The sequence below is a fragment of the Enterococcus sp. AZ179 genome, assembly GCF_050498885.1.
Lineage (GTDB): Bacteria > Bacillota > Bacilli > Lactobacillales > Enterococcaceae > Enterococcus_D > Enterococcus_D entomosocium.
Genome location: NZ_JBMHEO010000001.1, coordinates 354,072 through 379,855, shown reverse-complemented (window position 1 = coordinate 379,855; position 25,784 = coordinate 354,072). Strand labels below are relative to the sequence as shown.

The window sequence follows — 25,784 nt, the reverse complement described above, 5'->3', positions numbered from 1 at the left end:
TTTTTGTTTATCCAAAAATTTTAATAGGTTCCACGAATATAAACTCATTGTCGAATGTAAATTTATAGTTGCGATGATAATGGTATTTACCGTATTTATTGAAGTAGTGAATGAGGGTATCTTCAAAAAATTCGAGAGTTACGTTCAAGTGTTCGCTGCATTCATAAATGTTGTTACATCCATTCAAAGCACAGTCTAAGAGATCATCAAGTGTGATCAGAATTTCAATACCATATCTTCTAGCTTTCCATTCTTCTTTCCAAGCCTCGGGATCTTTATAATTAAGAATATTTCCAATAGTTCTTTTATGGTGACCGAATTCTTCAGCCAAAACAACCTTCTTTTTTCTACTTGATTTATTTTTGTCTAAGTAGATCCGATTGTTTCTATAAAGACCTGTATATCCAGTGTCCTGTTCTAAAGGTAATTCTATAACTGGAATTTCGGTCGTAACCTTCTTTAAAAGGTTTTCATAATCATCCATTTGCAACCCTACTTACCATCAAATTTTTTATCAGCTTCATCAAGGTATCGATTAAGTTCAATAAATTCTTTTTGACTAATCCTTTTGTTAGGATCGTCGGAGTGGGCAGCAATAGTGAAGTTTTCTTTATTCTGTTCGTGCATTTTGTATTTAGCAAAGTCGAGTACATCATCTTTTTTACTAGTATCTAGATTTTGGAAAATATCTATTAATTCAATTTGTTTAGGATCTAAATCATTCAAAAAAGTAGATTCATGGCTTTCTCTGGTCATTGGTGAGTCCATTCCCATGAGCCATGCTTCATTTACTTCTAAAACATTTGCCATAAGGAAGATGTTATCTTGTTTCGCTTCGTATTTTCCATTTATATAGTCGCTGATAGAGTTGCGACCAATTCCAGTACGTCTAGCTAATTCAGCTTGAGATATATTTTTATTTTTTAAAGCTATTTTTAGCCGATCAGAAAAGTTGTTCATTATTCTGTACACCCCTTTACAATGATTATACTGTTAAGAATTCTGAATAGCAAGCAAAAGATACAGAAAACTGAACAAAATGTGTTGACATTCTTTTTTTTATAAACTATGATGGTTTTGTACAGAAAACCGAACAGCTTGGAGGGGAAAAGATTGAAAAAAATAGACATTGTCTACGATTATGAATTGCTGAAGGATAAAATATCGGAAAAAGGACTTACTCAAGAAACGTTAGCAACTAAACTTAATATGAGCAGAACATCGTTGAATCTAAAATTGAATAGTAAGTCAAATTTCACGCAAACTGAGATTAAAGTTATGGCTGAATTGCTAAATATTCCTTCAAAAGAACTGGGGAATTATTTTTTTAAAGGTTTTGTACGGAAAAATGTACAAAATGTTGAGGAGGTGATTTAATGTCTCAAACTATTGAAATCAATACCCCGATTCAAATCTTAATACCTTCACATTTAAAAGTTGTTGAAATTGAAGAGTATGAATCATTAAAGAAAAAAGATTTGATGGGTCAAACTTGGACGATGGATGATCTTAAGGAACGACTGCAAACTACTGATGAAGATTGGATAAAGGAAAAAATCCTTTATCCAAACAGAGAAATACTAGATGTCAGGAACGGCGGTTTTGTTCGTTACTCAAAAGGCAAAGGAAATCCTTGGAAATTCAATGCTTTAGAAATGGCGAAGTATTTGCAAGAAAACTGGGCAAACATCATGTCAGATTGAAAGGATAATTCAAATGAAATACACACTATCCCAAGAACTATTGATCCATGATCTTATCAAAGAAAAAATCAGAAGCTTACACGATCAACTTAATGATCGGAAAGTACAACTAACTGAAACACAACGAGATTTATCGATTCGGGAACTCCGAAGTTATCAAGAGTTGATTTATCAGAATCGATTGAATCGGCAAATAGATTTGAGGTGAGAGGACAATGAATGAGGAAAATAATTTAAATGTACCAACTCTGGAAGAATACACGAAAATTGTTGTTGAAACAGATGAAAATAACCCGAAAACAATCGCGGTTATCACGGCAAATGATATTAAACCAAGCGAGGGTTTTCGAGTTCGCATTACTCCTAAATATGATTAATGTTCTGTATCACGTGGAGGTATAGGATCATTTCCAAAACTATCTTTTGACTGAATTTGGCCATTCTTTTTTTGGACAATGAATTCAGATTGCTGATTCTTAGAAATATTTTTACCATACTCAACAGCATCAGATTTTTTATCAAAAATTTTAGTATCTTTGGAATTGCCTTCACCATGTACAGCCCATTTTCCGTCTCTAGGAGATACCCATTGATTTTTACCCACAAATCTCACCCCCTCATCAATTATTTCAGCCGACCACTGACTGATAAGGAAATTATACAACAGAAAGGAAAGATTATATGAATAAAAAATGGTTAGCTACGCTCCATGACAATCCATTGTATAAAGCACGTCAATTACAAGGGATTGCTTATGCCAGCTTATTGTTAAACGGTATTTTGTTAGCTATTTGTTTCCTATTAATGATTAGAGGGTAACTAGATGTTTAAAGAAAGAGAAATTATTTTCACTACAAATCGAATGTATGTTAAGCCATACACTCAAAAAATTAAGTCGATTATCTGGAATAAGTTTGAATCGACATGTGAAGTAGAGGATCGTTCATTTGATAGCGATGAGACACCTACGATTGCTTTATATTTTGTTGTTTCAGATGATCAGTTTCAAAAGTTACAAATGGCCATCCCTAAGTTGCTACCGGATTTAGTAAGTAAAGGAGGAATTCAATATGAATAATGACAAGTTAGCACTGACATTAGCCGATAAGTTAATGGCAAAAGTTAACAGTTTGCTAGATGCAGAAGTTCGAACAATTACTGCCGATTTACAGGATACTCAAAAGGACATTGAAGCAAAACGCACGATTTCAATAAAGGTTGGAATCAAAGTCACTAGTGATCATCGAGGAATTACCATCGATGCAGAATCAAATCATGGATTACCGAAACGAGAATTGGAACCAGTTGTTTATCCAATTGATGTCAATAATTCTGGACAGATAAATTTGTTCGAAGATGAGTGAAAGCTGTAGGTGATGTAGATGTTATCAAAGGCGATCGATTACTTGGAAAAAATGCCTGCAATTGTAATGCAGGTTCGTATGAGGAAACGTGGAGAGAATTATGTATACAGTATTGAAGCGAAAACTGAGCGAGGTAGAGTAGAAACATTTCAGTTGCGTGGAAGGACGTTGTATCACCATGTTTTTCATCTTGGAAAACAAACCGAAGAAAAGGTTCTTTTCCAGTTTTCAGAACAATAAAAAAAGCCGCCAAAACTGGCGACTTCTGAGAATGGTATTTCTTATCTCCGACAAGATAAGTATACCATCCTCAGACTATTTTTGCAAAAAACGCTGCTATTTCGGCGTTTTATCGTCCTTGTATTAGATACTAACTTAACGGACGTAGAAAATTCTGGGGTGTTTGTCATGAAGAAATCATTTGTTAGAGAACGCAGAGTGGAAGCAGGACCTTATAAAGAAATCCGACTTTACAGTAGGACGATCGAGCAGGAACGAAAATGCAGAGAACCCAGAGGTAGGAGGAAAAAAGTAACTGGCTTATCTCAAGCAAGATGGAATCAAGCCCAAAGTAAACGAAAGGCCGCATTGTTCCTATATGCAAACTTTGGAGAGAAAGATTACTATGCAACATTCACTTATTCCGATCAGTTTCTACCTGAAAAGCCTGCTGATGCAAAGCGTGATCAAGAAAACACTTTGAAAAAACTTAAAAGACTCTATGAGAAAGAAGGGTTCGAACTCAAGTACATGTGGTTTACCTCTTATCAATACGATGAGGAAGTAGGCTATATCACTCGAATCCATCACCATATCGTTTTAAACAATGGACCATCAAGGGATGCAATTGAGAATGTTTGGTCTAAAGGTCGAGGAAAGAAGCAGCAGCCTCTTGGTAGAAGGCAAGTGCAAAACATTCAATACGATTCAGATGGGATGCAAGGCTTGGTCAATTATTTAACTGGTCAAGAGAAATGGGAAAATCGCCAGTGGAAGAAAGGTCAAAAGCGATGGTCCAAGAGTCGAAACCTTAAAGAGCCACACGAAACAACGAACGATGATTATTGGTCATTTAGAAAACTAAATAAATTAGGTATGTCCAATGATGATGGAGCAGAGGAAATTCTTAAGAGGTTTCCTCAATACCGAATTTTAGGAGATATATTGAAAATTTACGATGAGGATCGTGGATGGTATTTCAAAATCGAACTGTTCAGAAATGATGATGGATAGAGAAAGAGGTAGAAATGGAAAGTAAACAAACGTATCTGGTCGCCTGCTTTGATAAATCAGATTGTATCGACATGATGCAGGAAGTCTTTTTGATGTTAAACATTGATGATCAAAACAAAGAGAAATTTTCTCCATGTATTAAAACATTGGAAATCAAATCAGAAGAAAAGCAAATCCGATTTCTTCAAAATCAGCAAATTTGCGATGCTGCATCAAACATGTTAAATGATCAGTCAGCATATACAGGAATAGTTAAGAGTGATCGGTATTCACAATTCGTTTGCTTTGAAGATAAAGCACACTATGAGCGCATTTACCGCAGAACATTAGATACATTTGGACAAAACGACAAAGAAGGATTTATTACTGAACTAATGCAGAAAGTAGGTAGAAATGATGTCTTCAAGAAATTACCAAAATAGAGTCAACAATGATTTAGGTGATATCTTTGAAAAAATGATTGATCAAGGATGTTGGTACTACAGAACAAAAGAAATTGCTTTAATTGAAAAAACGCCTGAACCGTTTCGTGTGAAGCAGATACTCGGCGATGGCAGAATGATCGTTTATCCAATCGGGAAAGCTCAACCAGATTACAAAGGAACTCTATGGGATGGACGTGCCATTGTTTTTGAAGCAAAGGTGACCACAACGGATCGATTAAAAAAATCAGTGATCACACAAAATCAAGAGGCGTTGTTGGATCTCCATCAAAAATTAGGAGCGATGGCAGGTGTTTGCTGCATGATCAAAAAGACCGTTGGGTTTATCCCATGGAGTGATTGGCAGAACATGAAAGCAAAATATGGCCGTCAGTACATTCTTGAAGAAGAGTTGGAAGAATATCAGGTTGCTACACCAGGCTACATCGATTTTCTGAATAAAACGAATTGGTGATCCTATGGTTGAAAGAATAACGAGTTTCAAAGTAGCACGTGTCGAATTCACCATGTTTTGCGAGGTACGAGGATGGACGGTTGAGTATTTTTCTAACAATCCCAAGAATTACCGTCAATACTATGCAAGATGTTACGTTCCGGAAAAGGCAGATACCTATCATTTTATTATTACACTTGCAGGGAAGTACTATCGCCTTCTCGGAAATAAGCAGTGGGAGCCTTATGAATATGTGTATAAGCCAGCAGATGCAGGAGGTGATCAATATGAAACAGAATCAACAGGCGATGAAGCAGAAAGAACATGAGAAAAAGAAACGCCACAGAGAACGTGCTTTAAAACTACAACGATTGCTTTATCTTTCTAACCTTGATGATCGAGAGATTGATCCAATAAGCGAGGAAGAGCGAGAAGCATTGCGTGTTGAACTCTGGAGAGGGGAGCAGTCCCATTTGCGAATTGTAGAGGTTCTTTACAAAGGCGAAGTGATTTTCACATGTACTCGGAAAGACGTATGTCGGAAGTGCAAAAAAGCAAATCGAACGATGAGCGATTTATTACGTTATGGTCATGAAGATAAACAAGGAAGGACTTACCGCTATAAGGATTGGAGTGGAACCATTGACGATGGGGTTGATTACGATTAATCAAAATAATTGGAGGGAAATTCATGAATGAGTTAGTTGAATTAGTAGAACAATGGTCAAAAGAAAAAGGATTGGATAAAGCAGATTCTAGCAAACAAATGTTGAAAGTTGTCGAAGAAACTGGTGAAGTTGCAGCTGCATTAGCAAGAAACGATCAAGATGCACTAAGAGATGGTATTGGCGATGTAGTAGTAACCTTGATCATCTTGGCAATGCAAAATGATATGGACTTGTACGAATGTTTGAATTTTGCTTATGACGAAATCAAAGGACGGACTGGAAAGATGGTCGATGGTGTTTTCGTTAAATCCAGTGACCTGAAATAATTCCAGAATCGGAAGAAATAGCAAACTAGAAGGGAAGATGAAAAATGAAATTTTATGAACAAAAAAAGCCATATTGTCTGATCAAAGCTAAAAATGATGAAGATATGAAAAATATATTCGCAAAAGAAGTAAACGGGGATATTTTAGAATTTCCTGATTTGTATCAATTGCGAGAAATTAGCGCTGAGGAAGCCTATGATATTTATTCTAAAGCAACTGATGAAGATGGTAATCCAATCGATAAGGTAGAGATTGATAGTACTTTCAATTCAGATGTATCCGAAGTCCTTGCAGTAAGTCGAGAACTGATTTAGTCAATTAAAGACAGATTTTACAAACTAGAGAGGGAGGGTATAAATGAGCAGAGTACACAATTTAACACATATAAAGAGTGGAAAAAAGTTTGAATTTATCGGGTTTGTTCAAAAGGAAATTCAGCTTTGCTCTTATACTACTGTTTCTACACATGTTCAAGTTAAGGATTACAAGGGAATAGTTCACTACTTTCGGTTGAATGAAGTTGAGTTTATTCCTTAATTCAGTAATCCACCAAAATTGTGGAAATAAAAAAACTACCCTAAAAGAGTAGCAACAGAATCATAAATTATTTTTTTTGGAATCGGAAATTCCGTGTTTAACTGCCAATCTGATGATTCCATAAAGCATAAATCCTATAAAAATATACCAAATAAAAGCTAAAAAAGTTCCCAAAGCAATACCTCCTTTTAGGTATTGTAACATATTTTACCAAGTCAGTTATCCGACGAAATGCTTTAATCAGAACAGATAATTAAAAGGATTCAAAATTTCTAAAAACAAGTTAAGAAATAATTCTTTAAAGTTTACAAAGAAAGGTTCTCTTTTAAAAACTAATCTAAAAAAACTGATTATGAGAGATGCGACGAGACACAACAAAAAATATATCAAAGCAAATATTAGTATTACTGAAACTACTTCTTTTACTTTGTCCATAAAAAGACTCCTTTTTAATTAATAATCAAATTATATCATTAAGGGGAGTCAGCAACCCTTACAGTATTGCAAGACAGTAAATAATAAAAGATAGTAGTAAATTTCCGCAATCGTCAGCGATAGCAAACAGGAGGGATAAAATGATACCAAAATTTAGAGCGTGGGAACCAGATATGAAATTTATGAACGATCAAGTCCGAGTGACGAGTAACCGATTCGGCGTTGGCGAGATTTTGATAGAGGCTACCGATGGTTTTGGTTGGATAGAAGTGAAACCAGAGTATCTCATGCAATCAACAGGCTTGAAAGACAAGAACGGCATGGAGATTTTCGAGGGGGATATAGTAGTAATTAAGTATTCTGAACATGGATATCACTACTATGAAAAAATAGTTTTCGAGAATGGAACTTTCACAGCAGGGGATGAGGATTGGCTATATAACATCAAAGATTATTGCGTTGTATGTGGCAATATCTACGAGAACCCAGAACTATTGGAGCCCGCCAATGAAATTTAATCATTATACAGTACTAGCTATGATATCAATACTGCTGACGATCGCAGGGTTAAGTTGGCTATCCTATACAATTGTGGATCAACAGAAGCAGATTGAACAACTTCAAGAGCAACTGCAGTATGAGCAGCTGAAGTACAAGATTATTATCAATGATCCGCTAGTGCGAGATGCGATGGAAAGTGGAGGATGATTATGACAGTTGCAGTTTTAGGTTTCACAGGATTCGTAATGATAATGGTCGTTGCAGTAATTGTTGGAAAAAAGATGGACAAGAGGGAAGGTAAATAAAAAAAGCCACTTCCTTTTTGGAAAGTGACCAACGCAAGATTATTTTACCATAAAAGGAGTGGCGTTTGTGAGGTTTCAATGGCTTAAAAATTATCAAGATTTAGAAGAGCAGATCCTCTTCATGAAATGGAATCTTAACAAAAGTAAGTTGGAATTGGAACGGTGGGTCAGTGGTGATTTAGCAAACGTCCGTCTTGAAAAAAACTCAAGGTCAGCTTCTTTAGAAGAGAATATTCAAGTAATTGAAGAAGAGATTGAGTTACTAGAAGAACAACTAAATGAAATGGTTCTATTGATAAAATCGTTTAAGGGATTAGACAATCAAATAATGTATTTGAAATATGTTGAAGGGATGACTTTAGAAAAAATTGCAGAAGATCTTAACTACAGTACATCGTATATTCAAAAGAAACATACTGAATTAAGAAAAGCAATTGATTTTGTCGATGAGTATATTTTAAACAAAAATAAGTTGAAGATGAAGATATCATTGCAAGATCATCGAGAAAAGTTGCACAAAAGTTGCACTACTAATTCTAGTTTTAAACTTGATTAATATGGAATATATTAATAGCGTAGAAGAAACGAGAGATGGTCTATGGCTACTCACATAATCATAAACCGAATGGAGGAAAGCTCCTTATCGCAAAACTTCTTTGAATAAATAGAAAGACAGCACATTATTTTGAAACGAGGTAAATCACTTCAAATCAAAATTCGCTAGTGCTGTCTTTTTATATTTAATTAAATTAAAGGAGGAAATCACATGAAAGAGTTTAGCAAAGTGAATGTACTAGGAACACAGTACACAATTTACAAAGATACAACAGAACTCGATAGACCTTTCATAAGTGGAGCTGATGGGATCACTGACTTCACTACTAAAGAAATATTCATTGCTCCCCTTGATGATGGTGATCCTAATAACATGCAGGCTATGGAGCATTATGAAAAGAGAACCATAAGACATGAGCTTATTCATGCAATCTTATTTGAATCGGGTTTGGATCACAACAGTAAATGGGGAAGAGATGAAGAGTTAGTAGATTGGATTGCAATTCAATTCCCTAAGTTGTTAGCTGCATTTAAAGCTTTAAACATTGAATCGTTTTAGTACCCCACCACCTAAAGAAAGGACCCTATACAATGGCGTTAAGAGCAGACAGACAAGGACCCCACCGGGTAGCCTTTGAGAAGAACAAGAAGATACTACTTAAGACACAGAACACTTGTGGGATTTGCGGTAAGCCTATTGATAAAACTATGAAGGCACCACACCCTTTAAGTCCAGTAGTTGATCACATAGTACCAATCAATAAAGGCGGTCATCCATCAAGCATTGACAACCTGCAGTTGGCTCATTGGACATGCAACCGACAGAAGTCTGACAAGCTTTACACAACCAAGGATGAAGCGCCTAAAATTGTAGGTAATAGAAACCTTCCACAAAGCGCTGATTGGGCTTCTTATGGCGGTTAAATAATTTGTATATAATCATTCGAAAATGTTTTTAAAACCTGAGACGCGCAAAGAGAGAGGGGGGATGGGTACCCCTCCGGTCGTGTGGCCGAGCTTCACGCCGTCACTGTACATTTTTTCTCACGCGACATTTTGAAAGGAGTGAAATAATGGAATTTTATGGCATTGATTACCTAAGAAATAAGCTAGCTACTCATAAAATTCGTGTTGATTTAAGGTATAGACAATATGATATGAAGAAGAATGAACCAAGCTTCGGAATCACAATTCCACCTGAAATAAGAAAAAGATATCGATCAGTTTTAGGGTGGTGTGCTAAAGGGGTGGATGCTTTGGCTGATCGTTTAGTTTTTCGTGAATTTGAACATGATGACTTTGAGGTAAACGAAATTTTTGAAGCAAATAATCCGGATGTATTTTTTGATAGCTTGGTTTTGTCATCTTTGATTGCTTCTTGTTCTTTCGTTTATATTTCAAGGGGTGAAGGAGAAATACCTAGATTACAAATAATTGAAGCTAGCAATGCAACTGGGATTATTGATCCAATTACAGGACTTCTAACCGAAGGGTATGCAGTTCTCGAAAGAGATAAAGATGGAAATCCATCTATCGAAGCATATTTTCTGCCCGGTATAACTTATTACTATTATGCTGATGAAAATATACCGGATGAACCTATCGAACATAGTTTTGATTATCCATTATTAGTGCCGGTAATTCATCGGCCAGATGCAGTTCGGCCATTTGGTCGTTCTCGTATTACACGTTCAGGCATGTATTATCAATCGTATGCCAAACGGACGCTGGAACGTGCTGATATAACAGCGGAATTTTATTCTTTTCCACAAAAATATGTTTTAGGCACAGACCAAGATTCAGAACCGATAGACACGTGGAAAGCAACAATATCAGCGATGCTTGAATTCACAGTTGGAGAAGGTGGTACCACTCCCACTGTAGGGCAGTTCACAACCTCAAGTATGACACCTTTCACAGAACAATTAAAAACTGCAGCTGCTGGATTTGCAGGTGAAACAGGACTTACATTGGATGACTTAGGATTTGTTTCTGATAATCCATCATCGGTGGAAGCTATTAGAGCTAGTCATGAAAATTTGAGACTGGCAGGGCGTAAAGCGCAACGATCGTTAGGATCTGGAATATTGAATGTAGCATTTATTGCTGCTTGTTTACGTGATGACTACCCGTATTTTAGATATCAGTTTGCAAAAACAATTCCTAAATGGGAACCATTATTTGAAGCTGATGCCAATTCATTAACATTAATTGGAGATGGTGCGATTAAATTGAATCAAGCAATTCCGGGTTATATCAATAGTGAAACAATTAGAGATTTAACTGGAATAAAAGGTGGAGATAGGAATGCATAACGACATTGTTCCCACATTACTTGAAAAAATAAAAAATGAATTTAGTGAACAGACAATCAATAGTCAAAAGTTGAAGTCTGCTTTTTCTTTGCTCAGAAATCGTAAGGCCACATACAAAAATGTAAATGAGTTTGCTATTGAAATTGGAGAAATATTAGCAAATGTGTTAGGCAGCAATATCAGCATTGACATTCTTCCTGACGGTAAAATGTATTTTAATATTGCCGATCGGTTACTTAATGAAACGCTGAAAAATAATTACGATTTGATTTCGAATTTTGCTATTGATGTTCAAGAGCAATTAAACAAAGAAGCTGCAATTAAAATTAAAGGTCAGAAACCTGATTTCAATCAAGACAGGGTGAATGGCCTTGTAAACAAGATATCAGCAGCAGAAGATTTCGATACTGTTAAGTGGGTATTAGGAGAACCCATCGTAAATTTTAGTCAAAGCGTTGTTGACGATGTTATTAAAGCAAATGTAGATTTTCATGCGAAATCTGGTCTAAGACCAAGAATCAACAGAACCTTGGTTGGCCATGCTTGTGATTGGTGCAAAAGCTTAGCCGGATCATTTGATTATTATGATTTACCAGATGATATTTATCGAAGGCACGAAAGATGTAAATGTATAGTTGAATATAAACCGGGCGATGGTCGAAAACAAAATGTATGGTCAAAAGTTTGGGCTGATCCGCAAAAGCAACAAAAAATTCAAGCTAGAAAGAATATTAACTTGAGAAAGGATGAGTGATCGAATATCTCCCAGCGACAGGGTAATCATGCATGATCGAGATTGAAAGGGGATAGTTTATGACTACTAAAGTGAAATTTGGTAATCAACATCCTACTCAATCGGTAATTATTCCATATGATAGATCTGTATCTCAAAGAGCGATTGAAAGATATCAAAGAACTGGTCGAAATTGTTATGATTGGCAAATTAGTATGCTTGAACCTATCTTGGCCATTGATGAAGATAATTTATGGATTCATCAAAAATTTGGTTTCTCAATTCCACGAAGAAATGGTAAAACCGAAGTTATTTACATTGTTGAATTGGATGCTTTAGAAGAAGGGTTAAGCATCTTGCATACGGCTCACAGGATCAGTACGTCTCACGCTTCGTATGAACAAGTAAAAAAACTGCTTGAAGACTCGGGATATATCGAGGGAGAGGACTTCAATTCAATAAAAGCTAAAGGTCAAGAACGATTGGAGTTATACTCAACTGGCGGTGTGATCCAATTCAGAACAAGAACATCTAGTGGTGGGCTTGGAGAAGGATTTGATTTACTTGTAATAGATGAAGCTCAAGAATACACCACTGAGCAAGAATCAGCTTTGAAGTATACCGTTACAGACAGTAAAAATCCTATGACGATTATGTGTGGTACGCCACCAACGCCGGTTTCGAGTGGTACTGTTTTTACAGGTTATCGTGATACTACGCTATTTGGTAAATCGAAGTATTCCGGTTGGGCAGAATGGTCAGTTGAGGATATGAAAAATATCCATGATGTCGAGGCTTGGTACCATTCCAATCCTTCATTAGGTTATCATTTGACTGAAAGAAAGATTGAAGCAGAACTTGGCGATGACAAACTCGATCACAACGTACAGCGTTTGGGGTACTGGCCTAAGTACAATCAAAAATCGGCTATTTCTGCTAGTGATTGGTCAAGGTTGAAAGTAGTAGCTCTGCCTGTATTGAAAGGTCCGCTGTATGTTGGTATCAAGTATGGGAATGATGGCCAGAATGTTGCAATGAGTATTGCGGTTAAAACTTTATCGGGAAAAATATTCGTTGAAACAATTGATTGCGTATCTGTAAGGAATGGCAATCAATGGATCATTAATTTCTTGAAAAAAGCTAACGTAAATACAGTGGTTATTGACGGTGCCGGCGGTCAAAATATCCTAACTAAAGAAATGGAAGAGTTCAAACTCAAAGCGCCGATCCTTCCAAAAGTATCAGAAATCATTACTGCCAATTCATTATGGGAACAAGGAATATTCCAACAAACAATTTGCCACAAAGATCAACCTTCTCTAAGTTCAGTAGTAACGAACAGTGAGAAGCGCAATATCGGTAGCAATGGTGGATTTGGTTATAAATCGCAATTTGAAGATAGAGATATCTGTTTAATGGATAGTGCGCTATTAGCGCATTGGGCTTGTAATATTAAGAAGCCCAAGAAAAAACAACAAAAAAGGTATTAGACGACTATTTATCGGTAGTCGTTTTTTAATACGAAAAATTACCGAACTGCCGGGCAAGCAGGAGAAAGGAAGCTTGTATTATGACATTCAAAGCAATTGAAACACAAGAGGAACTGGACCGACTTATTCAGGAGAGATTGAGTCGTGAAAAAGGAAAGATCGCTGATTACGATGAGATCAAAACACGTAATGCTGCATTGGAGACAGAAGTAGATGCTTTGAAATCCACAATTGAAGAAACAAACAATGCCGCTAAGACTCATGAGCAAACAATAGCTGATCTTAATAAACAAATCGCTGAGAAAGAAACAGTGAATTTGCGTACAAGAATTGCATTACAAAATGGATTACCTATTGATTTAGCGGATCGTTTAATCGGTTCAGATGAAGAAAGTATCAAGGCTGATGCAGAACGATTATCTGGTTTAGTAAGTAAGAAACAAACACCGCCACCTTTGAAAAATACTGAAAATAATTTAGGAGAAGGTAAAGATGGTGCATATAAAAAATTAATCCAAGGATTAACACAAGAAGGAGAATAATATTATGCCAACATTATCAAGAGGAAATTTATTTGATCCAGAACTAGTTACTGATTTAATCAACAAAGTAAAAGGGAAAAGCTCATTGGCTATTTTGTCTCAACAAGAAGCGATCCCGTTTGATGGTACAACGCAATTTGTTTTCTCAATGGATTCAGAAATTGACATTGTAGCAGAAAATGGCAAGAAATCACATGGTGGTATTTCTTTAGCGCCAATCAAGATGGTACCTATTAAAGTCGAATATGGCGCTCGTGTTTCAGATGAGTTCATGTATTCTTCTGATGAAAAGAAGATTGAAGATATTAAGGGATTCAATGAAGGTTATGCTAAAAAACTAGCTCGTGGTGTTGACCTGATGGCTTTCCATGGTATCAACCCAAGAACAGGAGCAGCTTCAACAGTTATTGGTACAAATCATTTTGACAGCAAGGTAACTCAAACGGTGGAATTTAATGCTTCTGATCCAGATACCAATATTGAAGCAGCTGTTTCTTTAATTCAAGGTTCAGAAGGAATTGTTACAGGGCTTGCTGCAGACCCTCAATTTTCAGCAGCTTTAGCAAATATGAGAACAGGTGGAGATACCAACATCCGCTTATTCCCTGAACTTGCTTGGGGTGCTAATCCAGGATCAATTAATGGATTGAAAGCGGATATCAATAATACTGTTTCAGCCAGCTCAAATGATGTGGCAATTATTGGAGATTTTGCGAATTATTTCCAATGGGGATTTGCAAAAGAGATTCCTTTAGAAGTTATTGAGTATGGTGATCCGGATAATTCGGGAAATGATTTGAAAGGGTACAATCAAGTATATTTACGATCTGAAACATATTTGGGTTGGGGAATTATGGATCCTAGTAGTTTTGCTCGTGTGATTAAACCATCAGGAGGCGGAGAATAATGAAATATAAAAACACAAAAACAGGGGTTACTTTTAGTAGCCCTTGCGTTGTTTCTGGCGGTGATTGGATCTTACTGAAAGATGATCCCAAATTTGATGAAGAACCAAAAACATTGAATGAAGAAGAAATTGAAAATACTGCAGATGATGCTGAAACATCATCTGCTGCTCCAGAACAACAAGCCGATGAAAAAGATGAACTAGTGGCTGGATTAGAAGGCATTACTAAAAAGCAAATCATGCAGGAATTAGATGCATTTAGCATCAAGTATAACCCTAGCTCTAAAAAGCAAGAATTGTACGATTTGATGATGCAAGGGAAGTGAGTTCATGGCAGCCTTTGCAACTATTGATGATTTGTCAAACCTATGGCGTGCCCTTAAGCCAGAAGAAACTACACGTGCTACTGAATTACTTGATGTCGTTTCTGATTCTTTACGAATGGAAGCTGATAAGGTAGGTAAAGATTTGGACAATATGATTAGTATGAAACCAGATTACTTTTTGAATGTTGTTAAATCGGTAACTGTTGATGTTGTAGCTAGAACATTAATGACATCAACTGATCAGGAGCCTATGACCCAGTATGCAGAAGGGGCATTGGGTTATTCCGTTTCTGGATCTTACCTTGTCCCCGGAGGCGGTTTATTTATTAAGAATAGCGAATTAAGCCGCCTTGGCTTAAGACGGCAGCGGATGGGAGTGATCGAACCTTATGGCACTTTTGAAAGGCATAACAATTCAATTGGTGGGTTTGACCAAGACGGGAACTGATCCATTCGGGAATCCAATCTACGAAGAAACAGATATTGATGTTGAAAATGTCTTGGTCAGCCCTACTTCAAATGATGATATTGTCAATCAACTTACTTTAACGGGCAAGAAAGCTGTATATACGTTGGCAATCCCTAAAGGAGATACTAATGATTGGGAAGACAAGGAAGTAAAATTCTTTGGCAAACGCTGGCGTACCTTTGGCTTTCCTATCGAGGGTATCGAAGATTTAATCCCACTTGATTGGAATAAGAAAGTGATGGTGGAGCGCTATGGCTAATTTAAAATTTAAATTGAATCGTAGTGGTGTTGCTAGTTTGATGAAATCAGCTGCAATGCAATCTGTTCTTGAAAAAAAGGCAACTTCTGTGCGTAATCGTGCAGGGGAAGGATATAAACAAGATACGTTTGTTGGAAAGACCAGAGCGAATGCAATGGTTTATGCTGATACATATCAAGCGAAAAAGGACAACATGAAAAATAATACGTTGCTGAAGGCGGTGAGATAAATGATCGAGATTGTGATCAAGAATTTTCTGGATAGCCATTTGTCTGTGCCGTCTTTCTTAGAAAAGCAAGGAGAGATGCCAGAAAGCTACGTTCTTTTTGAAAAGACTGGTAGTGGAGAAAATAATCAAATTTCTTCTTCAACGTATGCATTTCAAAGCTATGCACCAACATTATATAAATCAGCTGTGTTGAATGCTGAATTGAAGGCAGTTTTAAAGGAATTGATCACACTTGATGAAATTAGCAGAATCAAGTTGAACAGTGATTATAACTATACGGATACAACTACAAAAGAATACAGATATCAAGCTGTTTTTGATATCACTCATTATTAGGAGGTAATAAAATGTCAGATGCAAAAAATGTATCAACAGCTAAACCTAAGGTAGGTGGAGCTATTTATTCGGCACCATTGGGAACAACAGTACCCACGAATGCTAAAGAAGAATTGAATGCTGCTTTCAAACCTTTGGGTTACATTTCAGAAGACGGTATGACTAACTCAAATACTCCATCAAATGAAAATATTAAAGCTTGGGGAGGGGATACTGTTGCTTCGGTACAAACCGAAAAAGAAGACACTTTTACGTATACGTTGATTGAAGCAACAAACGTTGAGGTGCTTAAAGAAGTCTATGGATCAACAAACGTATCCGGTACTTTGGCCACTGGAATTACGATCAAAGCTAATTCGAAAGAATTAGAAGAACATGCGATTGTTGTTGATATGATTCTAAAAGGCGGCAACCTGAAAAGAATCGTTATTCCTAATGCGAAAGTATCTGAAATTGGAGAAATTAATTATACAGATGCGGATGCAGTAGGGTATGAAACGACTATTACGGCTGTTCCGTCAGATGAAGAAGGTAATACTCACTTCGAGTATATCCAAAGTCCTACTACATCAGGAGGCGAAACAGAATGATTGAGGGCATAACAGATTCTGGATTTGTATACTCCATTGAAAAAAAGCGATTGGATAACTACGAACTTTTAGAAGTAATTACTGAAGTTGACGAAAATCCAACACTTATTCCCAAGACCTTAAAGCTTTTGCTTGGACAAGAGCAAGCTAGTGCATTAAAAGAGCATGTACGTGATGAAGATGGTATTGTTCCAGCTGAAAAGATGGTAGAAGAATTGGGGAATATTTTTCAAAACCAAGCACAAACAAAAAACTCTTAATCCTCGCTGGAATGATTAGTGTAGATGAAGATGCACTAGTTTGTGATTTGGCTGAAACTTATCAAATTTATGATTATAAACAGCTGCCTGCTTCTATGGTGGCTGTTTTTTCTTGCGGATTGAGAGAAACGTCCAGAATAAAAATGAAGCTAAGCGGACAAAAAATCCCTTTAGACACCATCCTTTTGGCAGGGATTAGTGATAATTTAAGACTTTTGCTATGGACGAAAACTAAAGATGGACAAAAAAATGTAAATCGACCTGAGTCAATATTGCATAAATTATCCGAAAATAATCCACGTGAGAAAGAAGAAATCATATTTGATTCTGGTGAGGATTTTGAAAAAATGAGACAGCAACTTTTAGGAAACACGATCCATGGAGGTGAGTAAATGGCTATTGAGTTGGGAAGTGCGTACGTGCAAATTATGCCTTCTGCCAAAGGGATTAGTGGGTCAATTCAAAAACAACTTGATCCAGAAGCAGCTGCTGCAGGAGAAAGTGCTGGATTGAAGATTGGCACAGGAATTAAAGTAGCAGCAGCTGCGGTAGTTGCTGCAGCTGGTGTGGCATTAGGAAAAATAATATCATCTTCACTTTCAGAAGGTGCAAATTTACAACAATCATTAGGTGGTATAGAAACACTTTTTAAAGGTAGTGCAGATAAAGTTAAGAAGTATGCTGATGAGGCATATAAAACTGCTGGATTATCAGCAAATGATTATATGGAAAATGTCACAAGTTTCAGTGCGAGTTTATTGCAATCCATGGGTGGTGATACTGAAAAGGCAGCTGACAAAGCAAATATGGCAATGGTTGATATGTCTGATAATGCCAATAAGATGGGGACTAATATGGGCGATATTCAGAACGCCTACCAAGGTTTTGCCAAACAAAACTATACTATGTTGGATAACTTGAAACTCGGATATGGCGGAACAAAAACGGAAATGGAACGACTTCTTGCCGATGCTACTAAGTTGACAGGTGTTAAATACGACATCAACAATTTGAGTGATGTCTATAGTGCGATTCATGCAGTTCAAGAAGAACTAGGTATTACTGGAACAACAGCTAAAGAAGCTGCTGAAACATTTAGTGGATCGTTCACATCTATGAAATCCGCCTTTTCAAATGTGCTTGGTAATTTATCACTAGGAAGAGATATTGAACCCTCGCTGAAAGCTTTAGCACAGACTACATCAACATTTTTATTTGATAATTTTATTCCGATGGTTGGAAACATTCTAAAGGGATTGCCAGTAGTGTTTTCTACATTGTTTCAAGAAGCAGGTCCGAAATTCTTGGCAGGTGGTAAAGAATTGTTGAGCCAATTAGGAATCGGAATCGGGAGCGGCATGTCATCCTTATTGCCCAACATCCAAAAAACAATAGACCCTATAATCCAAGCATTTAGAACAGCTTTTGGTCAGCTACCCCAGTTGTTTCAAACTGTTGTGTCAGCAATAACTCCGATTATCAGTACAATTGCTACTGCATTTACTAAACTTGATTTTACTGGATTACAGGCTTTAATTTCTGCAATTATCCCAGCAATTACAAATGCTTTCAGTACAATGATGAGCATTGTCAGTCCTGCAATCGATATGGTAGTAAATTCTTTTGTGAAAATGTGGAATGCAGCTCAACCGTTGATAGCAGTTCTTGCGGATGCACTAATGCCAGTTTTACAAGTGGTTGGGGCATTTCTCGGAGGTGTATTTAAAGGAATTCTGATTGGAGTATCTGCCACATTCGATACTATAACTACTGCTATAGGATTTTTGACACCAGTAATCTCGTTTTTGGTAGATGCTTTTAAGGCATGTGTGCCGGCGTTGACCCAAGTTGCAGAATGGGTTGGGACAGTTATTGGCTACTTTGCAAATCTTGGGGGTGCAGGAACCTCTCTCAAGTCAATCTTGACTAGTTCTTGGAATAATATAAAAGCGATAATCTCGACTGTTGGAAAAAGCATAGGTTCTGTAATTACTTCAATAAGATCGTTCTTCACGAGTGCAGGGTCATCAGGGAATGTTTTGAAAAGTATGCTTAGTGCTGCATGGAATGGGATTAAAGCAGTAGTTTCATCTGTGGGAAATGTCATTGGAAGTGTGGTCAGCAGGATTCGTTCATTTTTCAGTGGGATGAGTAGTGCTGGTAATGCGATGAAATCTGGAGTATCAGGAGCTTGGAATGGTATGAGGAGCGCCATATCTGGTGTAGCTTCAAGCATTAGTGGGATAGTAAATAATGTAAAAAATATATTTAATAGCCTTAAAAATATCAGTTTGAGTGGAGCAGGTAGGGCTATCATGAATGGGTTTCTTGGGGGATTACAGTCAGCATGGGGAGCAGTTAAAAACTTTGTAGGAGGTATTGCGGATTGGATCAAAAAGAATAAAGGTCCAATCAGTTACGATAAAAAATTATTGATACCTGCTGGGAAAGCAATTATGAGTGGTTTTAATAATAGCTTAAAAGAAAACTTTAAGAACGTGCAAAAAAACGTTTCAGGTATGGCCGAAAAAATCAGTAATGAGTTTAGTCCATCAGGTCAGATGGTTCTTGAAGCAAGCAGAGTAAGTAATTCAATAGCGGCAAGTCAATTAGCCAGTACAGCATATACACCTGAATTAGCAGGAAGTTCTTCTACAGATGGAAGCGTGTTTGAAATACCTGTGACAGTTGAAATAGAAGGCAGAAAAATGGGGAAAGCTACAGCTAAATTCACTTGGGAAGAGATTCAGAAGATGCAACGTAGGCAAAAGAGAAATCAGGAGGGGATTGTGTGATCAAAGTAATGTATGCAGGCTATGATATTACAGAAAATTTGATAGTGACTTCTCTTGATCGAGGTTTGTTACCAGAGATAGAATATAATACCAAAAAAGTTGGTCGATCTGATGGTGAAAAGTATGTTGATAGAACCATAGGAAGACGAACAATTCCAATGGGATTTGCATTGGTAGGTAATGTAAACAAAAAAAGACATATACTTGCAGAAATCATTGCTCAAAAAGAACCTCAACCATTAATTTTTAGTGACGAACCGGATAAACTATGGTATGCAATCCCAACTGGCGATGTTGGAATTGATGATATCGTTAGAGCTGGTAAGGGTACGATTAATTGGATTGTACCAGATGGCGTTTCTTATGATGTTAATCCTCGGATATTTTCTAATATCACGATTGATAGTGCAGAGAATCAAGTTTTAGATCCGGAATTTCGAAAGAAAGATAAGTATTACAAGCAATGGACCGCTCGATTAAATGAAACGAACGGTGCTCATAATATCTTGGGTGCTGATCTAAGTGATACAAACACTATTGCTGATAAAGGTGAAGTAAAATACAACGGCTTTTACATCATGCAAAATAGCAACAGTACAGCACGGAATTTACCTGAGCTGAAACAAGGAGATAAGGTTTGGGGACGTGTAACACTAAGAATAGATAAGGCATTGCAAGGAGATACAAACGGATCAAAAAGTGCGGTTGCGGTGATTCAAGAATTAGATTATGCAGGCGGTAAGGTTATTGCTTCTCATGAAGCGAAACCCGCCGCCTTGAATTTGGGCAATTTCCAAAATCTAGATATTCAATTTTCTATTTCAAATCCAAATACCAAAGCATTAAATCTGATCACATGTCTAGCTTTAGGAAGTGCAGTTTCTTATTCAAAAATGCAGTTTAACTTAGGGGAAAAGCTCGCAGATTATGCCGAACCAACCGCTCAATTGGCAGATTATGTTGCTGTGACGAATCACGGAACATATAAATCTTGGCCCATTATTCGTGCAACGATGAACGGTGAAAATGGTCTTGTGGGAGTTGTCAATCAGAATGATGGAATATTGCAATTTGGGACCAGTGAGGATGTTGACATCGTAAAAGGAACTAGAACTGATAAAGTTTTGAGCGCCAATATGGAGCATAACTCTGATAAATTTGAGGTCAACAAAGGCGTACCAATCTATCCGTATTTTCTATATGATCCAGCAACCCCGAACATCATTGAGGGTGATATCGATTGGGATACTGATCCAAACGGAGCCCGCCCAATTTTTGGACCAAACAAAAAAGAAGTTTGGGCTGGACCAACGTTATTTACACCATTGGCTAAAAACAGTGCAAACATAGCAAATGGTGATTTCTTGCTACGTGCTCGTTTAAACTTTGAAGCAACGGCTAAACAAAGAGGACGGATATCACTAACTTTGCAAAGCGGAGATGAAGCAAAACTAGGTGTAGTTGTTCGAGATAGTTCAGGTGTCAAATCAGAGCTGATTGTTGAGTTTTGGCACAATCAAACGATGATTCATTCGAAAACTTTGGACAAAAAGGTGTGGACGTGGTCCTTTTGGGAGGCATCCATTCAAAAGGTTAATGGTACGGATATTACATTTAAATTTTCTAAATGGAAATCGTTTAGTGGGGAAGGGATTATATCTTCACAGGACTATATTTTTCCAATTACAATTCCGGAATTAGCCACAACTGATATAACTGCGTTGAATGTGTGGTATCAAGCATGGGGCGGACAAGAACCAGCATTTATGGGATGTACGGATATCAAGTTTTACTGGAACAACGAAACAACAATCACGAATATTCCGAATCTTTTTGATGATGGGGACTTGCTAGAAATTGATGTGAAGGAACGTAAAATAATGCTTAATGGTGTTGAGAACCGCAAGCTGCATGCACTAGGAAACACTTGGGAACGGTTCGCAATTGAACCAGGAACCACAACTGTCATGCCAGCTGTGTCATCATGGGCAAACATGTGTGATTTTGAAGTAGAACTAAGGGGGGCATATATCTAATGGATTTTTACTTCACTGATCGAAAATTCAATCTCCTAGGGATCGCTTCTACAAGTACTGAAGCTCCAATAGCTATTTATAATGATCAAGATATTCTTAGTATAAGCGCTGCCTCTCGAACATTCGAAGGGACGCTTATTTTTTCGGCTAAAGAACGAGATCAAGTCAAATCTATGGGGAACTATGGAAACTATATTTTGTATAAAGATGAAAATGGCCAATCAAATTTTATGACGATCATGGAAATTGAACACGATCCGAAAGAGGGCGAACATTTCATTCGAGCCGAAGATGCAGGGATGGATCTGATCAATGGATTGGTGGACGCATATAGTGCAACCAAAGCGATGACCTTTGCAGAGTATTTCAAACTTTTTGCCGGAGATACTGGCTTTGAAATAGGTATCAATGAAATCAGTAATCTCAGTCGCACGTTGAAATGGGAGAGTGAAAGCCAGACAATTCTAGCTCGTTTGCTTTCTTTGGCCACTCAATTTGATAATGCAGAACTGAGTTTTTCGTTTGAAATCATTGGGACACAAGTTGTGAAACGATTTGTAGATGTTCGAAAGAAGCGTGGAGCGGATAATCGAGTTACCTTGTACATGGATAAAGACATCAATAATATTGTGACTAAAGCCAATATCTATGATTTATGTACAGCTATCGTGGCAACTGGTGGTACGCCAGATGGCAAGAATGAACCAATTAATCTAAAAGGGTATAACTACAAAGATCAAAATGGGCGTTTTGTTCTAAACAAGACAACTGGTGTCATGCAGGACATGGAGTCAGTGAAGATTTGGAGTCGATTACTATCAAACAATAATCCAAATCCAAATGCCGGACATATCCAACGTGTGAAAACCTACGAAACGACTGATCAAAAAACACTTTGCGACAATGTTATCCGGGAACTTGAAAAAGCGAGTCAACCAGCGATCAATTATGAAACTGATATTGCAAATTTACCTGACAACGTAAAGATAGGCGATACGATTTATTTAGTTGATGAGGAAGAAGAACTTTTGTTGAGTGCCAGAGTATTAGAGTTAACACGTATCTACTCAACAAAGGAATATAAAGCTACTTTAGGGGACTATCTTATACAAGAAGGTGGTATCAGTCAATCGCTCAAAGAGTTAGCTGATCAATTAAAGCAAGCAACTACCTATGTTTGGATCCGTTATGCCGATGATGAGGAAGGGAATGGAATCAGTGCTTTGCCAGCCGGAAAAACCTATATTGCGATTAAGCAAGTGCTAGGTGTCCCAACAGCAAGTGATGATCCCTCAGATTATCGGGGACTTTGGGTAAAATTTGTGGGGGAAGGTGTACCTGGTCCGCCCGGAGAAAATGGTCAACCGACTTACACATGGTTAAAATATGCGGATGATTACCAAGGAACCAATATGACTGATGATCCAACCGGAAAATATTATATTGGACTGGCAACCAACAAATTGACCTCAATCGAATCAAATGATCCGGCAGATTACAAATGGCAACTTGTTAAAGGTGAAGATGGACAAGATGCTCATATATATCAAGTTTATGCTTGGAGTAAAGATGGAACAGACAGACTTACATTTGATTATCCTAATGAAAATGAGTTAGCAGAATCTCGAAGTCCCAAAATAAAATCTTACCAAAACTCTAATGTGACAATAGTTGAAAATACGCTTGTTCCAGAGTGGGGAGCATCTGATGCAGTTAAGCACACAATTTCAGGTGGCACAGGAAATAGTGTGGCCGGCACATTATCAACCGGAACACTTGTGAGTGCTGGTGTTAAATACGTTCACAGTATTTATGTGAAAAATACAGGAACAACTAGAATAAGAATCAACAATAACTTGAGTCAAGCTATAGATGTTTTGCCCGGTGAAAGTACTCGGGTAGTTTTCAATCCTGCTGGAAGTGCAACAGGTAACGCCTCCAAACAATTCGTTATATATAGGCTTAATCCATCTGATATTCAGGAATTTATAACATGGCATGCCAAAATTGAAAGAAGTGAAAAAACAGCAACGATTTGGACACCAAAACCTTCTGAAAGTTTTATTGATGCCTATCCATCATATGTCGGTACTTACACAGCCTTTGATGATGTTCAATCAACAAATCCATCCGACTATATTTGGCAAAGAATTTTAGGTATGAATGGAGAAAATGGAAAAGATGGTATCGCAGGGAAAGATGGTGTTGGAGTTTCTGATACAAATATTACTTATGCTCAATCTACAAGTGGAACGTCAGCCCCAACTTCTGGATGGACTATACAAGTTCCGACATTAATTAAGGGTCAGTATTTGTGGACTAAAACTACTTGGACTTACACAGATTCTTCAACAGAAACTGGCTATACTGTTTCATACAATGCAAAAGATGGTAACAATGGAACTGACGGAATTGCGGGGAAAGATGGCGTAGGAATTTCAAGCACGAAAATTGAATATGTATCTTCAACTTCTGGAACTGTAAAACCAACTACCGGGTGGACTACTTCAATACCTACTGTACCAGCTGGATCTTTTTTATGGACCAAAACCACTTGGACATATACAGATGGAACAAATGAATCAGGTTATTCTGCAGCAAAAATGGGTGAAAAAGGGGCTCAAGGTATCCAAGGACCTAAAGGATCTGATGGTCAAACATATTATACTTGGTTAAAGTATGCAGACACTCCTAATAGTGGAATGTCGGATAGTCCAACAGGAAAGACCTATATCGGACTGGCTTATAACAAAACGACAGCTACCGAATCAACAAACTATGCTGATTACACTTGGTCATTGATCAAAGGATCAGATGGTGCTCAAGGGCCGAAAGGAGATAATGGTCAAACGCTCTATACTTGGATTAAATATGCTACATCTTCTTCTGGTGCAGGAATGTCGGATAGCCCAACAGGAAAGACTTATATAGGTTTAGCGTACAATAAAACAACTGCAACTGAAAGTACAAATCCAGCTGATTATTCTTGGTCATTAATCAAGGGCGATAAAGGCGAAACGGGTGCAACTGGACCCCAAGGACCAACGGGAGCAAAAGGTGATCGGGGTATTATGGGGGTTGCCTATATGCAACCTACTCAACCAGCCGATACCACAGAAGGAGCAACATGGTTTCAAACTGAATCAACCACGAGTGATAAAATTATTGCGGTATACACATACAAGAGTGGTTGGCAAAAAAAGAAATATGCTAGTGCAACTTTAGCAGTTGAATCTCTTGATGCACTAAGCGCTAACTTAGGTGAAATCACTGCCGGAATAATAAATGGAGTAGAAATTCAGGGAGACGGTCTATATTCTGAATATGATTATCAAATTGTATCTGGTGGAACGACTTGGCGAAAAGGTAAGTTATCAATGGCGGGTGGGTATTTTAGAAACGATTTTCAAACATATCTGAAAAGTAATGGATCTGTTCAAAATAATGGTTTCTCGCAATTTAGTCATGAAGACATTCAGTTTGTTGTTTTTCAAGGATCTCAAAGTACGAATGCAGATAGAACGTTATCAATTACCCCATATGCATTTACTATGACTGATAGCCGTGGTCTAGGTGGGAATCTAACTTTTCAAGATTTATATAGTATAGGAAAGACAGGAATTCCAGCAGCAAGCGGTTGGGAACAATATAATCCTTCGGCATCAGCTTCTAACTATCCTTCAGCGCAAAGGAATGGTCGAGTTGTTCAGCTAGCTGGAGCATTTAAAAATAAAAATACTTTAGCAGCTGGTGTGGAAAACCAAGTAATGGGAGTTCTACCAGTTGGGTTTAGACCAGCTGTCTCGGTAAACTTTATTTGTCAAGCGTCCGGTACAAATATTTATTTGATGACAGTTCAACCAAATGGACAAATTACGTTAGCTCGTCATCGTGGTTGGCAAGAGGGAGAATTTAAAGATAAACCTGTTGGGCAAGGAGCATGGTTAAACATTGCATGTTGTTATGCAGCAGCGGACGTATAATATTAGGAGGA

39 protein-coding genes are annotated in these 25,784 nt (G+C 37.4%); 36 read left to right on the top strand and 3 right to left on the bottom strand.

All coding sequences use genetic code 11. From position 1 onward, the window contains the following. Positions 1–7: 7 nt before the first annotated feature. Positions 8–484: an ImmA/IrrE family metallo-endopeptidase gene (locus IGI88_RS01880; RefSeq protein WP_142972073.1), complete on the bottom strand. Its 477-nt coding sequence runs from the start codon at positions 482–484 to the stop codon at positions 8–10. An 8-nt stretch (positions 485–492) separates the two neighbouring features. Continuing rightward, positions 493–960 (bottom strand): helix-turn-helix domain-containing protein, encoded by a 468-nt coding sequence (locus IGI88_RS01875; protein ID WP_142972072.1) that lies wholly within the window; start codon positions 958–960, stop codon positions 493–495. Between the two features lie 153 nt (positions 961–1,113). Between IGI88_RS01875 and IGI88_RS01870 the strand changes: the two genes are divergently transcribed. From IGI88_RS01870 to IGI88_RS01855, 4 genes are read left to right on the top strand one after another with little or no spacing between them, the layout of a single operon-like run. After that, entirely contained in the window at positions 1,114–1,377 is a 264-nt protein-coding gene (locus tag IGI88_RS01870) for a DUF739 family protein (protein ID WP_311824775.1), read from the top strand. Then, the gene (locus IGI88_RS01865; protein WP_041120560.1) at positions 1,377–1,703 is read left to right on the top strand and encodes a DUF771 domain-containing protein; all 327 of its coding nucleotides are present in this window, start codon (positions 1,377–1,379) and stop codon (positions 1,701–1,703) included. The genes IGI88_RS01870 and IGI88_RS01865 overlap by 1 nt, the downstream gene beginning before the upstream one ends. Positions 1,704–1,716: 13 nt before the next feature. Next, a complete protein-coding gene (locus IGI88_RS01860; protein WP_142972071.1) occupies positions 1,717–1,911 on the top strand; it encodes a hypothetical protein in 195 nt (64 codons plus the stop codon). 7 nt (positions 1,912–1,918) lie between these two features. Then, a complete protein-coding gene (locus IGI88_RS01855; RefSeq protein WP_185933422.1) occupies positions 1,919–2,080 on the top strand; it encodes a hypothetical protein in 162 nt (53 codons plus the stop codon). On the opposite strand, the gene IGI88_RS01850 is transcribed toward IGI88_RS01855, so the two are convergent. Next, complete coding sequence (locus tag IGI88_RS01850; RefSeq protein ID WP_086295637.1) at positions 2,077–2,307, bottom strand: DUF2188 domain-containing protein; 231 nt, start codon at positions 2,305–2,307, stop codon at positions 2,077–2,079. The two genes, IGI88_RS01855 and IGI88_RS01850, sit on opposite strands and share 4 nt — an antisense overlap. A 77-nt stretch (positions 2,308–2,384) precedes the next feature. Here IGI88_RS01850 and IGI88_RS01845 point away from each other — a divergent pair, with 77 nt between their 5' ends. From IGI88_RS01845 to IGI88_RS01690, 32 genes are all read left to right on the top strand, one after another. Continuing rightward, positions 2,385–2,522 (top strand): hypothetical protein, encoded by a 138-nt coding sequence (locus IGI88_RS01845; RefSeq protein WP_185933423.1) that lies wholly within the window; start codon positions 2,385–2,387, stop codon positions 2,520–2,522. 4 nt (positions 2,523–2,526) lie between these two features. Beyond that, positions 2,527–2,781, top strand: coding sequence for a hypothetical protein (locus IGI88_RS01840; RefSeq protein WP_087627986.1), 255 nt, complete (start codon positions 2,527–2,529; stop codon positions 2,779–2,781). Continuing rightward, the gene (locus IGI88_RS01835; protein ID WP_041120554.1) at positions 2,774–3,067 is read left to right on the top strand and encodes a hypothetical protein; all 294 of its coding nucleotides are present in this window, start codon (positions 2,774–2,776) and stop codon (positions 3,065–3,067) included. The genes IGI88_RS01840 and IGI88_RS01835 overlap by 8 nt, the downstream gene beginning before the upstream one ends. A gap of 18 nt (positions 3,068–3,085) precedes the next feature. Further along, positions 3,086–3,307, top strand: a complete 222-nt coding sequence (locus IGI88_RS01830) for a hypothetical protein (protein ID WP_087627984.1) — start codon at positions 3,086–3,088, stop codon at positions 3,305–3,307. Positions 3,308–3,475: 168 nt separating this feature from the next. Continuing rightward, positions 3,476–4,300 (top strand): rolling circle replication-associated protein, encoded by an 825-nt coding sequence (locus IGI88_RS01825; RefSeq protein ID WP_429960145.1) that lies wholly within the window; start codon positions 3,476–3,478, stop codon positions 4,298–4,300. 14 nt (positions 4,301–4,314) lie between these two features. Beyond that, positions 4,315–4,722, top strand: coding sequence for a hypothetical protein (locus tag IGI88_RS01820; protein ID WP_429960144.1), 408 nt, complete (start codon positions 4,315–4,317; stop codon positions 4,720–4,722). Further along, positions 4,697–5,197, top strand: coding sequence for a Holliday junction resolvase RecU (locus IGI88_RS01815; RefSeq protein ID WP_376715946.1), 501 nt, complete (start codon positions 4,697–4,699; stop codon positions 5,195–5,197). The genes IGI88_RS01820 and IGI88_RS01815 overlap by 26 nt, the downstream gene beginning before the upstream one ends. A 4-nt stretch (positions 5,198–5,201) precedes the next feature. Continuing rightward, positions 5,202–5,504, top strand: a complete 303-nt coding sequence (locus IGI88_RS01810) for a hypothetical protein (protein ID WP_413126304.1) — start codon at positions 5,202–5,204, stop codon at positions 5,502–5,504. Next, positions 5,464–5,844, top strand: a complete 381-nt coding sequence (locus IGI88_RS01805; protein ID WP_429960143.1) for a hypothetical protein — start codon at positions 5,464–5,466, stop codon at positions 5,842–5,844. Before IGI88_RS01810 ends, IGI88_RS01805 begins: the two co-directional genes overlap by 41 nt. Positions 5,845–5,867: 23 nt before the next feature. Further along, complete coding sequence (locus IGI88_RS01800) at positions 5,868–6,170, top strand: MazG-like family protein (RefSeq protein ID WP_429960142.1); 303 nt, start codon at positions 5,868–5,870, stop codon at positions 6,168–6,170. 44 nt (positions 6,171–6,214) lie between these two features. Further along, complete coding sequence (locus IGI88_RS01795) at positions 6,215–6,484, top strand: hypothetical protein (protein WP_429960141.1); 270 nt, start codon at positions 6,215–6,217, stop codon at positions 6,482–6,484. A 798-nt stretch (positions 6,485–7,282) separates the two neighbouring features. Then, a complete protein-coding gene (locus IGI88_RS01790; protein WP_016620218.1) occupies positions 7,283–7,660 on the top strand; it encodes a YopX family protein in 378 nt (125 codons plus the stop codon). Beyond that, positions 7,650–7,850, top strand: coding sequence for a hypothetical protein (locus tag IGI88_RS01785; protein WP_325843744.1), 201 nt, complete (start codon positions 7,650–7,652; stop codon positions 7,848–7,850). The genes IGI88_RS01790 and IGI88_RS01785 overlap by 11 nt, the downstream gene beginning before the upstream one ends. 165 nt (positions 7,851–8,015) lie before the next feature. After that, positions 8,016–8,504 carry a hypothetical protein gene (locus tag IGI88_RS01780; protein WP_275855218.1) on the top strand — a complete coding sequence of 163 codons (489 nt, stop codon included), beginning with the start codon at positions 8,016–8,018 and terminating at the stop codon, positions 8,502–8,504. A 210-nt stretch (positions 8,505–8,714) separates the two neighbouring features. After that, complete coding sequence (locus tag IGI88_RS01775; RefSeq protein ID WP_311824836.1) at positions 8,715–9,062, top strand: hypothetical protein; 348 nt, start codon at positions 8,715–8,717, stop codon at positions 9,060–9,062. Positions 9,063–9,094: 32 nt separating this feature from the next. Next, entirely contained in the window at positions 9,095–9,427 is a 333-nt protein-coding gene (locus tag IGI88_RS01770) for an HNH endonuclease (protein WP_311824835.1), read from the top strand. Positions 9,428–9,576: 149 nt separating this feature from the next. Next, a complete protein-coding gene (locus tag IGI88_RS01765; protein WP_429960140.1) occupies positions 9,577–10,818 on the top strand; it encodes a hypothetical protein in 1,242 nt (413 codons plus the stop codon). Then, the gene (locus IGI88_RS01760) at positions 10,811–11,572 is read left to right on the top strand and encodes a hypothetical protein (protein ID WP_429960139.1); all 762 of its coding nucleotides are present in this window, start codon (positions 10,811–10,813) and stop codon (positions 11,570–11,572) included. The genes IGI88_RS01765 and IGI88_RS01760 overlap by 8 nt, the downstream gene beginning before the upstream one ends. Before the next feature lie 59 nt (positions 11,573–11,631). Continuing rightward, positions 11,632–13,041 carry a DEAD/DEAH box helicase family protein gene (locus IGI88_RS01755; RefSeq protein WP_429960138.1) on the top strand — a complete coding sequence of 470 codons (1,410 nt, stop codon included), beginning with the start codon at positions 11,632–11,634 and terminating at the stop codon, positions 13,039–13,041. A gap of 80 nt (positions 13,042–13,121) precedes the next feature. Then, positions 13,122–13,583 carry a capsid assembly scaffolding protein Gp46 family protein gene (locus tag IGI88_RS01750; protein ID WP_429960137.1) on the top strand — a complete coding sequence of 154 codons (462 nt, stop codon included), beginning with the start codon at positions 13,122–13,124 and terminating at the stop codon, positions 13,581–13,583. A 4-nt stretch (positions 13,584–13,587) separates the two neighbouring features. After that, entirely contained in the window at positions 13,588–14,490 is a 903-nt protein-coding gene (locus tag IGI88_RS01745; protein WP_429969516.1) for a phage major capsid protein, read from the top strand. Continuing rightward, positions 14,490–14,816: a hypothetical protein gene (locus IGI88_RS01740; RefSeq protein ID WP_429960135.1), complete on the top strand. Its 327-nt coding sequence runs from the start codon at positions 14,490–14,492 to the stop codon at positions 14,814–14,816. Before IGI88_RS01745 ends, IGI88_RS01740 begins: the two co-directional genes overlap by 1 nt. Before the next feature lie 4 nt (positions 14,817–14,820). Then, positions 14,821–15,264 (top strand): phage Gp19/Gp15/Gp42 family protein, encoded by a 444-nt coding sequence (locus IGI88_RS01735; RefSeq protein WP_311824828.1) that lies wholly within the window; start codon positions 14,821–14,823, stop codon positions 15,262–15,264. Then, positions 15,206–15,544, top strand: a complete 339-nt coding sequence (locus tag IGI88_RS01730; RefSeq protein ID WP_429960134.1) for a hypothetical protein — start codon at positions 15,206–15,208, stop codon at positions 15,542–15,544. Before IGI88_RS01735 ends, IGI88_RS01730 begins: the two co-directional genes overlap by 59 nt. After that, the gene (locus IGI88_RS01725) at positions 15,537–15,773 is read left to right on the top strand and encodes a hypothetical protein (protein WP_156237027.1); all 237 of its coding nucleotides are present in this window, start codon (positions 15,537–15,539) and stop codon (positions 15,771–15,773) included. The genes IGI88_RS01730 and IGI88_RS01725 overlap by 8 nt, the downstream gene beginning before the upstream one ends. Then, positions 15,774–16,109, top strand: a complete 336-nt coding sequence (locus IGI88_RS01720) for a hypothetical protein (RefSeq protein ID WP_311824826.1) — start codon at positions 15,774–15,776, stop codon at positions 16,107–16,109. 11 nt (positions 16,110–16,120) lie between these two features. Then, positions 16,121–16,699 carry a phage tail protein gene (locus IGI88_RS01715; protein WP_156237025.1) on the top strand — a complete coding sequence of 193 codons (579 nt, stop codon included), beginning with the start codon at positions 16,121–16,123 and terminating at the stop codon, positions 16,697–16,699. Next, positions 16,696–16,959: a hypothetical protein gene (locus IGI88_RS01710; protein ID WP_429960133.1), complete on the top strand. Its 264-nt coding sequence runs from the start codon at positions 16,696–16,698 to the stop codon at positions 16,957–16,959. The genes IGI88_RS01715 and IGI88_RS01710 overlap by 4 nt, the downstream gene beginning before the upstream one ends. Before the next feature lie 11 nt (positions 16,960–16,970). Next, positions 16,971–17,351, top strand: coding sequence for a DUF5361 domain-containing protein (locus IGI88_RS01705; RefSeq protein WP_156237023.1), 381 nt, complete (start codon positions 16,971–16,973; stop codon positions 17,349–17,351). Beyond that, positions 17,352–19,754: a phage tail protein gene (locus IGI88_RS01700; protein ID WP_429960132.1), complete on the top strand. Its 2,403-nt coding sequence runs from the start codon at positions 17,352–17,354 to the stop codon at positions 19,752–19,754. Further along, positions 19,751–21,790 (top strand): distal tail protein Dit, encoded by a 2,040-nt coding sequence (locus tag IGI88_RS01695; protein ID WP_429960131.1) that lies wholly within the window; start codon positions 19,751–19,753, stop codon positions 21,788–21,790. The genes IGI88_RS01700 and IGI88_RS01695 overlap by 4 nt, the downstream gene beginning before the upstream one ends. After that, the gene (locus IGI88_RS01690) at positions 21,790–25,773 is read left to right on the top strand and encodes a phage tail spike protein (protein ID WP_429960130.1); all 3,984 of its coding nucleotides are present in this window, start codon (positions 21,790–21,792) and stop codon (positions 25,771–25,773) included. Before IGI88_RS01695 ends, IGI88_RS01690 begins: the two co-directional genes overlap by 1 nt. The last annotated feature ends 11 nt before the right edge of the window (positions 25,774–25,784 follow it).